This is a genomic window from Streptomyces griseoruber, from assembly GCF_001514205.1.
Classification (GTDB): domain Bacteria; phylum Actinomycetota; class Actinomycetes; order Streptomycetales; family Streptomycetaceae; genus Streptomyces; species Streptomyces griseoruber.
This window is the reverse complement of the sequence record NZ_KQ948766.1, coordinates 530,277-544,140: the sequence shown is the minus strand read 5'-3', so window position 1 is coordinate 544,140 and position 13,864 is coordinate 530,277. Positions and strand designations below refer to the sequence as shown.

General features: G+C 72.6%; 12 protein-coding genes. 5 read left to right on the top strand and 7 right to left on the bottom strand.

Translation table 11 applies throughout. The annotated features are described in order from the left end of the window. The first annotated feature begins 139 nt into the window (after nucleotides 1–139). Both AQJ64_RS14715 and AQJ64_RS14710 read left to right on the top strand, forming a co-directional pair. Nucleotides 140–1,129: a malate dehydrogenase gene (locus AQJ64_RS14715; RefSeq protein ID WP_055634908.1), complete on the top strand. Its 990-nt coding sequence runs from the start codon at nucleotides 140–142 to the stop codon at nucleotides 1,127–1,129. Between the two features lie 170 nt (nucleotides 1,130–1,299). Beyond that, nucleotides 1,300–1,785: a carboxymuconolactone decarboxylase family protein gene (locus AQJ64_RS14710; protein WP_055634907.1), complete on the top strand. Its 486-nt coding sequence runs from the start codon at nucleotides 1,300–1,302 to the stop codon at nucleotides 1,783–1,785. A 67-nt stretch (nucleotides 1,786–1,852) separates the two neighbouring features. Here the strand turns inward: AQJ64_RS14710 and AQJ64_RS14705 are convergent, their stop codons facing one another. From AQJ64_RS14705 to AQJ64_RS14680, 6 genes are read right to left on the bottom strand one after another with little or no spacing between them, the layout of a single operon-like run. Further along, a complete protein-coding gene (locus AQJ64_RS14705) occupies nucleotides 1,853–2,635 on the bottom strand; it encodes an aminotransferase class IV (RefSeq protein ID WP_059202684.1) in 783 nt (260 codons plus the stop codon). Nucleotides 2,636–2,645: 10 nt separating this feature from the next. Next, nucleotides 2,646–3,824 carry an FAD-dependent oxidoreductase gene (locus AQJ64_RS14700; RefSeq protein WP_055639080.1) on the bottom strand — a complete coding sequence of 393 codons (1,179 nt, stop codon included), beginning with the start codon at nucleotides 3,822–3,824 and terminating at the stop codon, nucleotides 2,646–2,648. A 5-nt stretch (nucleotides 3,825–3,829) separates the two neighbouring features. After that, complete coding sequence (locus tag AQJ64_RS14695) at nucleotides 3,830–5,404, bottom strand: class I adenylate-forming enzyme family protein (protein WP_055639079.1); 1,575 nt, start codon at nucleotides 5,402–5,404, stop codon at nucleotides 3,830–3,832. A 32-nt stretch (nucleotides 5,405–5,436) separates the two neighbouring features. Next, entirely contained in the window at nucleotides 5,437–7,197 is a 1,761-nt protein-coding gene (locus tag AQJ64_RS14690; protein WP_244902652.1) for a benzoate-CoA ligase family protein, read from the bottom strand. Next, on the bottom strand, nucleotides 7,194–9,344 hold the full coding sequence (pabB, locus tag AQJ64_RS14685) for an aminodeoxychorismate synthase component I (protein ID WP_059202683.1): 2,151 nt from the start codon (nucleotides 9,342–9,344) through the stop codon (nucleotides 7,194–7,196). Before pabB ends, AQJ64_RS14690 begins: the two co-directional genes overlap by 4 nt. A gap of 28 nt (nucleotides 9,345–9,372) precedes the next feature. Then, on the bottom strand, nucleotides 9,373–9,969 hold the full coding sequence (locus AQJ64_RS14680) for a putative antibiotic biosynthesis monooxygenase (RefSeq protein WP_055638699.1): 597 nt from the start codon (nucleotides 9,967–9,969) through the stop codon (nucleotides 9,373–9,375). A gap of 222 nt (nucleotides 9,970–10,191) precedes the next feature. Between AQJ64_RS14680 and AQJ64_RS14675 the strand changes: the two genes are divergently transcribed. After that, complete coding sequence (locus AQJ64_RS14675) at nucleotides 10,192–11,103, top strand: DUF3050 domain-containing protein (RefSeq protein WP_079061659.1); 912 nt, start codon at nucleotides 10,192–10,194, stop codon at nucleotides 11,101–11,103. Nucleotides 11,104–11,293: 190 nt separating this feature from the next. Here the strand turns inward: AQJ64_RS14675 and AQJ64_RS14670 are convergent, their stop codons facing one another. Continuing rightward, a complete protein-coding gene (locus AQJ64_RS14670; protein WP_059202682.1) occupies nucleotides 11,294–12,136 on the bottom strand; it encodes a DMT family transporter in 843 nt (280 codons plus the stop codon). Between the two features lie 137 nt (nucleotides 12,137–12,273). Between AQJ64_RS14670 and AQJ64_RS14665 the strand changes: the two genes are divergently transcribed. After that, complete coding sequence (locus AQJ64_RS14665; protein WP_059202681.1) at nucleotides 12,274–12,648, top strand: hypothetical protein; 375 nt, start codon at nucleotides 12,274–12,276, stop codon at nucleotides 12,646–12,648. Between the two features lie 13 nt (nucleotides 12,649–12,661). Next, complete coding sequence (locus tag AQJ64_RS14660; protein ID WP_055638750.1) at nucleotides 12,662–13,849, top strand: glutathionylspermidine synthase family protein; 1,188 nt, start codon at nucleotides 12,662–12,664, stop codon at nucleotides 13,847–13,849. Nucleotides 13,850–13,864: the final 15 nt, after the last annotated feature.

The following is a 13,864-nucleotide window of genomic DNA, read 5'->3' as shown; positions in this document are numbered from 1 at the left end:
CACCGCCCCGGCGGTCCGGGATCCCGGATGCGCGATAGCCTGACCGCTGGATGGATCTCTTGATACCAAGAGATCGATCATTTGTACGTCCCATCCGGGGCAGGGACGCCCCACCGACAGCTGTCATACGGAGAACGCCATGACCCGCACTCCCGTGAACGTCACCGTCACCGGCGCGGCCGGCCAGATCGGTTACGCCCTGCTCTTCCGCATCGCCTCCGGCCAGCTGCTCGGCGCGGACGTGCCGGTCAAGCTGCGCCTCCTGGAGATCACCCCCGCGCTCAAGGCCGCCGAGGGCACCGCCATGGAGCTCGACGACTGCGCCTTCCCGCTGCTTCAGGGCATCGACATCACCGACGACCCGAACGTCGCGTTCGACGGTGCCAACGTCGCCCTTCTCGTCGGTGCCCGCCCCCGCACCGCGGGCATGGAGCGCGGTGACCTGCTCTCCGCCAACGGCGGCATCTTCAAGCCGCAGGGCAAGGCCATCAACGACCACGCCGCGGACGACATCAAGGTCCTCGTCGTCGGCAACCCGGCCAACACCAACGCCCTGATCGCCCAGGCCGCCGCCCCGGACGTACCGGCCGAGCGCTTCACCGCGATGACCCGCCTCGACCACAACCGCGCGCTGACCCAGCTCGCGAAGAAGACGGGCTCGACGGTCGCCGACATCAAGCGGCTGACCATCTGGGGCAACCACTCCGCCACCCAGTACCCGGACATCTTCCACGCCACGGTCGCCGGCAAGAACGCCGCCGAGGTCGTCAGCGACGAGAAGTGGCTCGCCGAGGACTTCATCCCGACCGTCGCCAAGCGCGGTGCGGCCATCATCGAGGCCCGTGGCGCCTCCTCGGCCGCCTCCGCCGCCAACGCCGCGATCGACCACGTGTACACCTGGGTCAACGGCACCGCCGAGGGCGACTGGACCTCCATGGGCATCCCGTCCGACGGCTCCTACGGCGTCCCGGAGGGCCTGATCTCCTCCTTCCCGGTCACCACCAAGGACGGCGTGTACGAGATCGTCCAGGGCCTGGACATCAACGAGTTCTCCCGTGCGCGCATCGACGCGTCGGTGAAGGAGCTGGAGGAGGAGCGCGAGGCGGTTCGCGGCCTCGGCCTCATCTGAGCGGTTCTGTGACGGCCACGGGCCCCGTTCCGGTTCTCGGAGCGGGGCCCGTCGGCGTGCCGGGGGTCAGCGGCCGTTGTTCGACCAGGCCCGCGGTGAGCAGCAGGGCGCCGGCCATCGCCCTTCGCAAAGCGGCTCCGGAATGCGAATTCGCGGATATAGTCGACCCCATGAGCAACCGTGACCAGATATCCCGTGTGGCCCTGAAGAAAATCACTCCCGACGTCTCCTCGGCGATGGGTTCCCTGCATGCCGCCGCCGTCGCCGCGGCACAGGACGCGAAAGTCGAGCCGGAAATCCTGGAACTGCTCAGGATCCGCGCCTCACAGCTCAACGGCTGCGCCTTCTGCCTCGACATGCACACCAAGGACGCCCGTGCCGCCGACGAGACCGAGCAGCGGATCTACGCCCTGAGCGCCTGGCGGGAGACCCCCTTCTTCACCGAACGGGAGCGCGCCGCACTGGCGTTGACCGAGGCCGTGACCTTCGTCGCCGACGGGCACGTGCCGGAGGACGTCTACGCCGAGGCGGCCGCGGTCTTCGACGAGGCGCAGATCGCGGCGCTGATCTGGGCGGCCACCGTCATCAATGCGTACAACCGCATCGCGATCGCCACGCGGATGGTCCCGGGGGCTTATCAGCCCGCGAAGAAGTAATGACCGAAAAAGGCACACGGAATTCGGGCATCGGCTTCTCGCGTCGATGCCCGATGTTTTTCTGAATTCATTCGCCCGGTAGCGGCTCCGCCAGCCCCTCCAGCCATTCCCGCCATTCCGCCGCGCGCGGCGCGGGACCGGCCCCGATATCCGCCCCCACCCAGCCCGTCACCGGGCGGAGTCCGTGCAGGGCGTTCACGGTCCACACCTCGCGGCCGTCCAGCTCGGCCACCGTCCGCTCCCGCCGGTCGACGCGGATGCCCTCGCGCACGGCCCGCTCCAGAATCAGCGCGGTCGTCACCGAGGCCAGCAGCGGCAGCCGGGACGGGGGCAGGCACAGGGTGTCGTCCTCCCACCACAGCACCCCGGCCGTCGGCGATTCCAGTACCGCCCCGGACGGCCCGACCAGCACCGCCTCCTGGGCGCCGGCCCCGGTCGCCCGCGCCCGCACCTCGGCCAGTACGTCGAGGTCGGGACCCTTGCGCCGGGGCGCGGTGCGCGGGTCCGGCCGGCCCACGGCCCACAGCCGGATCTCCGTGCCCAGCGGCGGGGCGTGCCGCAGCCGCAGCCGCAACTCCAGGGACCCGGCCGTGAGTTCCACCCGGGGGAACCATGTGCCGGTGCGCGGCAGCGCGGCGGTCACGTCCTGCCAGAACTCCATCAGCCGGCGCGGCCCCGGCCCGCCGCACTCCCCGCAGGCCCCGAGGAAACGCTCCCGGTGACGGTCGTACGCGCGTACCCGGCCGTCCCGTACCAGCCACGAGTCCGCGGCGAGCAGCGGGCCCTCGGCCGCCGGGACCGGTGTCAGCCCGCCGCCGGGCGACCAGCTCAGCAGTCCTGGCGCGCTCATCCCGTCCTCCTCAGTACTTGCCGCCCGCCACTGCGGGCGCCCCGTGCCGGGGACCGTACGGGGCGTGCTCCAGCCATGATCCGCACGAGGGCAGCACGGGCGCGAGCGCCGCCGCCGCGCGCTGCCGCAGCCGTACGATCCGCCGGTGCGGACGCAGATGGCCGAGCGCGATCCCGGCCGCCTCGCTGTTGAACAGCCCGGCGGCCCGCCGTACGTCCGCGAAGCCGTCCACGGCCTCGGCGGTCCCGGCGGCGATCGCCTCCGCCGCGGCCGCCGCGTCGGCGATCCCGCTGTTCATACCGCGTGCCCCGAACGGCGGGAACAGATGCGCCGCCTCCCCGGCCAGCAGCACCCGCCGGTGCGGGTCGGTGAAGGAGGCCGCGACCTTGCGCAGGAAGCGGTACGTCGACACCCACAGGATCCGCCCGTCGTACCCGTCGCCCACGACCGAGGGGAGCCAGCGGCGAACGGCGTCCTCCGTGCCGTACGCCTCCTCCCGGTCGTCGTCGAAGCACTGGAGGTCCACCTGGAAGCCGCCGGTGAAGGGCACCCGCATCACACTGCGGCCGCCGACCCCCGGATGCTCGTAGTGGAAGACCCGCTCCAGCGGCAGCTCGGCGCCCGGCACGTCCGCGACGTCGACCACCACGTGGAAGCCCTCGCCCCGGGTGCCCTCCATCGCGATGCCCAGCTCACGCCGGACCGCCGAGCGCGCCCCGTCGGCGGCGACGGCGTACCCGGCGTTCCACGCGCGCCCGTCCTCGCCGGTCAGCGTCACCCCCTCGTCACAGGTGCGGACGCCGGTGACCCGCGCCCCCCAGACGAACTCCACGCCCGCCCGCGCGCACGCCCCGCGCAGGAAGCGCTCGGTGTCCACCTGGCGCAGGCTGGTGAACGGGGGCGGCCCGGACGGGGGCGGGAAGGTGCGGGAGTACACCTCGCGCCCCCGGTACAGGGTGCGCCGGGTGTGCCAGGTACGGCCGTACCCCGTGATCTCGGCGGCCAGGCCCGGGGACATCCCGTCGAGCAGCCGCAGGGTCTCCCGGTGCACGAACAGGGCCCGGCTGCCCGGCCGTTCGCGGTCCTCGGGGTCCGCCTCCAGCACGGTGACGGGCAGCCCGCGCGCGCGCAGGCCCAGCGCGGCCGAGAGGCCGACCGGACCCGCGCCCACCACGACCACCGGCTCCAGCGCGGTCACGCACGCACCGTCTGGCGCGCCTCGGCCAGGATGCGGGTGATCTCCAGCCGCTTCACCTTCCAGGTGGCCGTCATCGGCAGTTCCTCGAACCGCCACTGCCTCGGCTCGGCCATCTTCGGCAGATCGGCCGTGGCCTCCCGCCAGCGCTCCGGGTCGAGCGGCCGTTCCCCGCGAACGCACACCACCGGCACCGGCTCACGGTCCGCGCCCGGCACGATGACCACCTCACGCAGCTCCTCCAGGCGGTCCATCAGAGTGTCCTCGACCTCGAGATTGCTGTGCACGGCGTCGATCTGGTCGACTTCGCGGTCCATCAGGTACAGCGCGCCCAGCCGGCTGCGGTAGCCCATGTCGCCCATCTGCCACCAGCCGTCGCTGAGCTGACGGTCGTACTGCTCCTGCATGCCCAGATAGGTGAGGATGCGGCCCCGGGTGCGGGCCTCGATCCGGCCGGGCGTGCCGGGCCGCAGCCGCTCGCCGTCCGGGCCGGTCACCCGGACCCGGGTGAAGCCGGGGATGCCGGTGCCGACCCGGCGGCCGTCCGCGCGGGCCACCGAACGCCGGGTGAACCACTGGAACGCCACCGGGCCGCTCTCGCTCTGCCCGTAGAGCTGGATCAGCCAGGGCGAACGGCGCTTCGAGGCGTCGAGGAGCCGCCGTACCGTGCGCGGATGGATCGCGTCGAACGTCGAGCCGTACGACTTCACCCGCGACAGCGGGGCGCCCGGCGCGTCGGCCAGCTCCTCCCACAGCACGAACGTGTTGGGGTGCGTCTCGACGATCCCGGGGCGGTGGCGGACCAGCAGCGGGCCCACGGACGCCGGGTCCGGGTCGGTGATCAGCAGCAACGGGCTGCCGAAGTGCAGCAGGACGCCGAGCAGATGGTAGAAGCGCGAGTGCACGAACGACATGTGCAGCGCCGCCACCTCGCCCCGGGTGGGCCAGCCCATCGCCTTCTGCGGCACGAGCCGGTTCCACATGGTGTTCGCGCAGTGCACGGCGAGCTTGGGCACGCCGGTGGTGCCCGAGCTGTGGGTGATGAGCGCGGGCTCCCGCGGGTGCAGACGCACCGGCCGGGGGGTCGGCGCGCCCGCGTACTTCTGGAGCGACTCCGCGCCGGGCGCGTCGGCCACGGTCAGTGTGCGCCGGACCAGGGCGTCGAGGTCCTGGCCCTGCAGCGGGCCGTCCAGCTTCGCCCCGTCGGTGAGCAGCCACGGCCGCTGGAGACGGGCGAGCAGCTTGCCCACCACGTCACCCGTCAGCCCCGGCGACAGCAGCACCGGCACCGCGCCGATCCGGGACACCGCACAGGTCAGCAGCACGATGTCGACGTTGTCCGTCTTGTGGACGACGACCTGTTCGGAGGGCCGCACGCCCGCCGCCCACAGCCGGCCCGACAACTCCTCCACCACCTCGGCCAGGATCGGGTAGCTGAGGGCCGTGCCGAGGTCGGGGTGGGTGTCCAGCGGGCGGTCCAGGGTGACGAACACGGCGCCGTGCCGCTCGGCCGCCCGGCGCAGCATCGGGCCCAGGTAGAACCCGCGGTCGGCGAGAACGGGCTGCTGAGACATGTGACGGTTCCTCTCTGCGGTGGTCGGCACGGTCACCAGGCCCCCTGACGGACCAGATGGCGGCGGAGCTTGCCGGTGGGGGTGCGGGGGAGGGAGGGGACGAGGCTGACGCTGCGGGGGACCTTGAAGGCGGCGAGCCGTTCCCGGGCCAGCCGCAGCAGGTCCTCCTGGAGGCCCTGGGGCGCCGGGGTCCTCGCCGGTACGACGAAGGCGCGCAGCCTGCCCGCCCCGCTCGCGTCGGTGACGGCCGCGACCGCGACCTCCTTCACCGCCGGATGGGTGCGCAGCACGGCCTCCACCTCCAGCGGGGAGACGGTGATGCCGCCGACCATCTCCATGTCGTCGGCGCGGCCCAGGTGGGTGTACGTCCCGTCCGGTTCGCGGCGCGCCCGGTCGTGCGTGTTGAGCCAGCCGTCGACGAGCGTGCGGGCGCTCTCCTCGGGCCGGTTGAGATAGCCGGGGGTGACCGTCGGCCCGTGGACCCACAGTTCGCCCTCCGCGCCGTCCGGCACCGGGCGTCCGGCCTTGTCGCGCAGTTCCACCTCGAAGCCGGGCACGGGACGGCCGACGGTGCCCGGGTGGTGGTGGCCGAGGCTGTTGGCGCAGAAGGCGTGTCCGGCCTCGGTGGAGCCGATCTGCTCCAGGACCGGCGCGCCGAGCAGTTCGGCGACGCGCCCGCCGAGCCCGTCCGGCATGCCCTCGCCGGCCGACACGGCGGCCCGTACGGAGGCGAAGCAGGCCTCGTGGCCGCTGCCCCGGTCGGCGACCAGCGCCGCGTACGCGGACGGCACGGAGTAGAGCAGTGTCACCCGGTGGCGGGCGACCAGCTCGTCCACGGCGGCCGGGCCGGGGCGGCGGTCCACCAGGACGGCCGAGGAGCCGGAGAACAGGGGGAAGACGAACGCGTTGCCGAAGCCGTAGGCGAAGAACAGCTTCGAGACCGACAGGGTGACGTCGTCCGGCGTGATGCCCAGCAGCGGCCGGCCGATGAGTTCGTGGTAGGCCACCGGGTCGGCGTGCGTGTGCACGACCCCCTTGGGCCGGCCGGTCGTGCCGGACGTGTACTGGAGATAGAGGGGACTGCCGGGACCGACGGGCCGGGCGTCGGCGGGCTCCGCCGTGGCGGCGAGCGCGAGCAGCTGGTCGGCGCCGAGGCAGGCCCGCCCGGCGAACCGGTCGTCCTCCAGCCCCGGCCCCGTCACGCACAGCACCGCACCGGTGTCCGTGGCCATGAACGCGTGGTCGGCGGCGGGGAGTTCGGGGTTGACCAGGACGGCCACCGCGCCGAGCCGGGCGACGCCGAGGAAGGCCGCCACCCAGGCGATCGAGTCGGGCAGCGCGAGCAGCACCCGGTCCCCGGGCCGCACGCCCTCCGCGGCGAGCACCCCGGCCGCCCGCGCCCCGAGGCCGTGCACCTCGCCGTGGGTCCAGGTCCGGTGCCCCTGATGAAACGCGGCCCGCCCGCCCCACCCCTCCCGCTCGACGAGCCGGACGAGCCGGACGGTGAGGTTGGCGTCGAGGTCGGTGGCTGGGCCGGCGGCGAGGCCGGCGGCGAGGGACGACGCGGTGCCGGCGGCTTCGGAGAGCCGGGGCGCGGCGGGCTCGGCGGGTGCGGCGGTGACGGCTTCCGGCGGCGCGGTGCCGACCGGGCCGGGCCGCGTGGTGTCGGCGCCCACGCGCGGCGCGGCGCCGACGGCCGTGGCCGGGGCGGTGCCGGTCGGTGTTCGGCGCGGGGCGGCGGTGTCTGCGGATGCCGCCGGGCGGGGGGCCGGGCCGAGCCGGGGAGTGGTCATCGGGCGCCCTCTTCCAGGGCGTCCGAGGCGGTCAGCTGTGCGGCGCCCCTGTACGCCCGCATCTGGGCGGCCGTCTTCAGCAGCATCTCGTCGTACTCGGCGACCGGGTCGGAGTCGAGGACGATCGCGCCGCCCGCTCCCAGGTGCATCCGGCCGTCGGCGAGCACGGCGGTGCGGATGACGATGTTGAGGTCGGCGCCGCCGCTGCACCCCAGGTAGCCGAGGGCGCCGGAGTACACGCCCCGCGCCTCGGTCTCGAGGCCGTCGATGATCTCCATCGTGCGCAGCTTCGGCGCGCCGGTCATCGAGCCGCCGGGGAAGCAGGCGCGGACGCAGTCGACGGCGTCCGTGCCCTCGCGCAGCCGGCCCTCGACGGTGGAGACGAGCTGGTGCACGGTCGCGTACGTCTCGACGGCCATCAGCCGGGGCACCCGTACCGTCCCGGTCCGGCAGACCCGGCCCAGGTCGTTGCGGAGCAGGTCGACGATCATCAGGTTCTCCGCGCGGGTCTTGGCGTCCGCCGCCAGCGCGTCCCGGAGCCGGGCGTCGGCCAGCGGATCGGCGCCGCGCGGCGCGGTGCCCTTGATCGGCTTGGTCTCGGCGACGCCGTCCCGGGTGATGCGCAGGAACCGCTCCGGCGAGGCGCCGGCCACGTCGAGGTCGCCGAACCGCAGGAAGGCCGCGTACGGCGCCGGGTTGACGCGCCGCAGCTCCCGGTAGAAGGCGTACGCCTCGGGCGGGGCGGGCAGCCGGGCCGCGTCGGTGAGACAGATCTCGTAGCTGGTGCCGGCCCGCAGCTCCCGCCGGCAGGCCTCGATGTCGGAGAGGTACGTCGTCCGGTCGCGCGTCAGCCAGGGTTCGGCGGCGCCGAGGTCGGGCTCGGCCGGGGCGGGTGGCGGCGGCCGGTGGCCGTCGGGGGCGACGAAGGTGAGCTGGGCGACCGTGTGCTCCAGCCAGTCGGCGGCCTCGCGGGCGGCCTGCGGGGTGTCCTCGGCGAGGCAGACCGCGTAGGTGAAGTCCTCCTCGTGGTCCACCGCGATCAGCCGGTCGGCGAACAGCCAGGCCGCGTCCGGGGTCTCGGCGCGATGGCGGTTGGGGGAGCCGCAGTCGGCCTTGGTCTCGTAGCCGAAGTAGCCGACGTATCCGCCGGTGAAGTCGAAGGGGAGTCCGGTGGCGTCGACCCGGCGGTTGGCCACCTGCCGCTTGAGGTAGTCGAAGACGCTGGCGGTGACCTTGCGCGGGGGGCGTCCGGCCCGCTCGATCTCGCACCGGCCGGCCTCGACGTCGTACCGGACGAACTCGGCGAGCGGACCGCTGTCGTCGCCGAGGAAGGAGAAGCGCGAAAGGCCCTGCTCGACGCGGGAGCTGTCCAGCCAGAACGACCGCGCCGATCCGGCGAACAGCCGGGTGAAGACGGCCTCGGTGTCGACCGCTCCGGCGATCCGGCGGGTGTGCAGCCGGTAGGCGGGGAGGTTGCCCTGCCGGGGACGGGGGATGGCCGGCCCGGCGATCGTGGCCGGGGGGACGGCGGTGTTCTTGGTGCGGGGGCGGCGGGCCCGCACGGCGGTGAGGTTGCGGAAGTTCACCAGCATGCGGTGGCCGTACTCGGTGAGCACCGACTCCGGGTGGAACTGCACGCCCCACAGCGGCCGTTCGCGGTGCCGGATGCCCATGAGGACGCCGTCCTCGGCCCAGGCGGTGGCCTCCAGGGTGTCGGGCAGCGGCTCGGGCACGGCGAGGGAGTGGTAGCGGACCGCGGTGAAGTGCTGGGGCAGCCCCTGGAACAGGTCCCGGCCGTCGTGCCGCACCTGGGTCAGATGCCCGTGCCGGGGCTGCGGGGCGGGCGCCACCCGGCCCTGCTCCCCGAGCGCGATGCCCTGGTGACCGAGGCAGACGCCGAGCACGGGCACGGTCGCCTCGGCGATCACCCGGGCGCTGATGCCGAAGTCACGGGCTGTTCCCGGATGCCCCGGACCGGGCGAGACCACGACGTTGTCGAAACCGCCGAGAACGTCTAATACGTCGATCCCGTCGGCACCGCCGGCGTCATTGTGGATCACCACCGGCTCCTCGCCGTTGACCTCGGCGATCAGCTGGAACAGGTTGTACGTGTACGAGTCGTAATTGTCGATGAGCAGGGTCTTCACCCGCCCACCTCCTTCGTCGTTCACGAACCTATACGGTCCGTCGTTTGTGCCGCCCACGCAGCGCCTGGAGCGGTGGGTACAGCCATTTCTTGAAGAAACGCTGAAGGCGCGGCATGAGAATCCAGGTGACGAGAGCCGTCACACACAGGCAGAGCAAGAGCGTGCGAATGAACGGATTGAGGCCGCCGAGATAGGGCAGCACGATCAGATTGAACAGAAGCACCGGCGGGAACACCGCACTCATATTCACGAACCACAGTTTCCATTTCGCCGGCGGGGCCGGCGGAGCAGGTGGGGCCGGCGGTGGAGGCGGGGGGCCCTGGGTGTCGAACCACTGCTTCGACCCCTGCACGCTCCGGCGGCCCGCCCGTTCGGCGATGCCTTGGGTGCGGACGTCCCACTGGACCCGGTCGGGTGAGACCTCCCAGGCCAGAGCCGTTTCCTCGGTGGCGAAGCGATAGACGACATGCCACTCCGCCTCCTGATCGACAAGGACGCCACCCCCGAGGAAACCCGGCTGCCGGGCGCTCGCGCCCAGCATGGCCCACCCCCAGGTATGGAAGTCGGCCTCACGGCCCGGCACCACGTGATAGGCCACGGTCACGGTGACGGGATTACTGCTCACGGGGTGCAGTACGCACCCCGGATCCCTCGCGTTCAAAGATTCAATGATTTTTTTGTGGGGGACCTGTGACTGTCCGAATCACGGCTCTTTGACGGTGTTTCAGACCCCTTGATGTCATCTGTCGGGCGATACCGCGAGTAACTTCCGCCGAATTCAAGAAAGTGCTTGCCGTCGTCGCTCGGATGGTTGGACGATCGCGGTCCGAGATCGAAGGAGATCTTCATGTCCAGGTACGACTGGAAACTGACCGCCGGGGGACAAGAGGGAATCGAACGGGCTCGTTCCGTGCTGGAATCCGCCCGGAAAGAAGTAACGGTCCACCCTATTTACCAGCGGATATCCGGGCAGGAACACCTCAGGACGTTCATGGCCCACCACGTCTTCGCGGTGTGGGACTTCATGTCCCTGCTCAAGTCGCTCCAGCGCGAGCTGACCTGCGTCGACGTGCCCTGGGTGCCGCGCGGCTCGGCGGTGGCCCGCCGGCTCATCAACGACATCGTGCTGGTCGAGGAGAGCGACGAGCTGAACGGCGGCTTCACCAGCCACTACGAGCTGTACCGGGCCGCCATGACCGAGGCCGGGGCCGACACCACCCGCGTCGACACCTTCCTCGGCCTCATCGGCGAGGGGCACGACCTGCCGGCGGCCCTGCGCGTCGCCCGGGTGCCCGCCGCGGCGGCGGAGTTCGTCACGACGACCTTCGACATCATCGCCCACCGCCCGCTGCACTGCCGGGCCGCCGTCTTCGCCTTCTCCCGCGAGGACCTGATCCCCGACATGTTCGACCAGGTCGTCAGGGAGGAGGGCACGGACCGCTTCCCCCTCTTCCGCGACTACCTCGCCCGCCACATCGAGGTCGACGGCGAGGAGCACACCCCCATGGCCCTCCAGATGGTCAGCGACCTCTGCGGCACCGACGACACCCGCTGGCAGGAGGCCGTGGAGACCGTCACCGTCGCCCTTCAGGCCAGGTCCCGCCTGTGGGACGGCATCACCGAGGCGATGGGCGGACCGCCGCCCCCTCCCCATCCAGCGGCTTCAGCTGCAACGCCGACGAGAACGCGAGCATCAGCGTCGCGGCAGGACAGGGCGGGATCCCCCGCCCCCGGCGAACAGCCGGTGCCGCAGGGGTGACAGCGGCCGCCGGCCGTTCGAGCGCCCGTGAACCCCAACCCGCCTGGGTTGGCATCCCCCTCTGAGGCCGGGCGTGCGGTCGCGGGTGGAGGAGGCGCCCGGCGCGCCTTGAGCACCGACGGGCCCACCGCGGGGATCGCGGTGCCGTCGGTGATGTCCCGCACGATCTCGGCGTCGTTCGGTCCCATGGCTACCACCTGGGAACCTCCTGGGCCTGGGCCTCCTCCGGGGCTTCGCCGAAGCGGGCCAGCGCCAGGGTCCCCGCCACCGCGACCAGGAACCCCAGCACGGCGAGCCACGCCAGCCCCTCCCGGGTGCGGTCGCCCAGCCACACCACCCCCACCAGCGCGGGGCCGATCGTCTCCCCGATCACCATCCCGGCGGTCGCCGTCGTCGGGGAGCCCCGCTGGAGGGCGGAGGTGAGCGACAGGAACGCGGCGCCACCGCCCGCCAGCAGCGCGTACACCGCCGGATCGGTGACGAGGTCCGCGGGGGACAGCGAGTCGATCAGCCGCACCGACACCTCGACGACCCCGAACCCGAACCCGGCCCCCACGCCCAGCACCAGCGCCCGCCCCCGCTCCGGCAGCCGCCCCGCGGACACTCCCAGCAGCAGCACCCCCACCGCCGTGCCGAGCATGACCCACGCCAGCGCCGCCGGCCCGCTCTCCCCGCCCTCCGTGCCCGAGGCGAGCCCCAGCATGGCGAGCCCGGCGCACACCACGGCCACCGCACCCCACTCGCCCCGGCTCAGCCGCACCCGCAGCAGCCGGGCCGCCACCACCGCCGTCACCGCGAGGCTCGACGCCAGCGCCGCCGCCACCGCGTAGATCGGGATCGAGCGGAGCGCGGCGACCTGGAGGACGAAGCCCAGCCCGTCCAGCCCCAGCCCCGCCATGTACCGCCACTGCCGCAGCGCCCGCAGCAGCAGCGCCGCCTCACCGCCGCCCCCACCGGACGCGGCGCGCGCGGCCATCGCCTGCAACACCGTCGCCGTACCGAAGCAGACCGCCGCGCCGAGCGCGCACACCATTCCCCACAGCACGATCGGACTGTAGGCGAGCGGCGTCCGACGGGGGGCCGGTGTGCACCCGCTCTCACCGATCTTTAGGCTGGCGGCCGGAAATCGCCGTAGGGGCGGGGCAAAGACAGCGACGGGGAGACGGGGACATGGCGGAATCACGCAGGCGCCTGCGGTCCAGCACGGTCGTACTCGGCGGTATGGGGGTGGTCGCCGCCGCCCTCACCTCCTGCGGCTCCGACCCGGACCGCCGCTGCGTCGACCGCGACAGCTACGACTCGCTCTACGGCTACAAGGTCGTCGCCGACCAGAACTGCAAGTCCACCACCTCCGGCTCCACCTCCACCGGCAGGAGCCAGGGCAAGAGGACCGGTTCCGCAACGGCCACGAAGACGGACGCCGACTGGTACTACGACGCGGACGTCGACGGCGGCTGGGCGGACTACGGCACCTTCAGCAAGAGCGAGGCCGTCGACCGGGGCGGCTTCGGCTGCTCCGGCTCCGGCGGCAGCAGCGGCGGCTGAGCGGCCGTACGCCATGCAGCGCCACACCATCGAGCCCCGCCCCGGCTGGCAGAGGACGGTCGAGGAGCAGGGCCTCGTCTATCCGCTCACCCGCCACCCCGACGGCGGTCTGCGCCCCTACTGGGACGAGAGCGCGTACTACGCCTTCACCCTCGACGAGGTCGAGGCCCTGGAGGAGACCGTCGAGGAACTGCACCGGATGTGCCTGGCGGCGGCGGACCACCTGGTCACCGCCGGCCGCCTCGCCGACCTCGGCATCACCGACCCGCGGATCGCGGCCGCGGTCACCGAGGCCTGGCGCCGGCGTGCCGAACTCCCGTCCGTCTACGGCCGTTTCGACCTGCGCTACGACGGCACGGGCCCGGCGAAGCTCCTGGAGTACAACGCCGACACCCCGACCTCCCTCGTGGAGGCGGCCTCCCCGCAGTGGTTCTGGATGGAGGAGCGCTTCCCCGGCGCCGACCAGTGGAACTCCCTGCACGAACGCCTGGTCGCGGCCTGGCGGAAACAGGCCCCGCTCCTGCCGCCCGGCAGCCCGCTGTACTTCGCGCACTCCACCGCCGACGAACTCGGCGAGGACCTGATGACGGTCGCCTACCTGAAGGAGACCGCCGAACAGGCGGGCCTCGACACGGCGTTCATCCCCGTCGAGGACATCGGCTTCGACCGGCTCTCCGGCCGCTTCGTCGACCACCGGCTCCGCTTCATCCGCAGCTGCTTCAAGCTCTACCCCTGGGAGTGGCTCACCACCGACCGCTTCGCCGGCCATGTCCTCGACACCCTCGACAACGGCGGCGGCACCGGCAGCACGATGTGGATCGAGCCCGCCTGGAAGATGCTCCTGAGCAACAAGGCCCTGCTCGCCGTCCTGTGGGAGCTGTACCCGGACCACCCGAACCTCCTCCCCGCCCATCTCGACGGCCCCCGCGAGCTGGCCGCCACCACCGGCTACGTGGCCAAGCCCCTGCTGGGCCGGGAGGGCGCCGGCGTCACGATCCACGAGAAGGGCGCCGCCCCCGTCGTCCGCACCGACGAACCCTGCTGCTACCAGCAGCTCGCCCCGCTCCCCGCCTTCGACGGCAACCACGTCGTCCTCGGGGCCTGGGTCGTGGCGGAGGAGTCGGCGGGCCTCGGCATCCGCGAGTCCTCGGGCCTGATCACGGACGAGTACGCCCGCTTCGTCCCGCACGTGATCCTCTAGTGCCGCGGCAGGCAA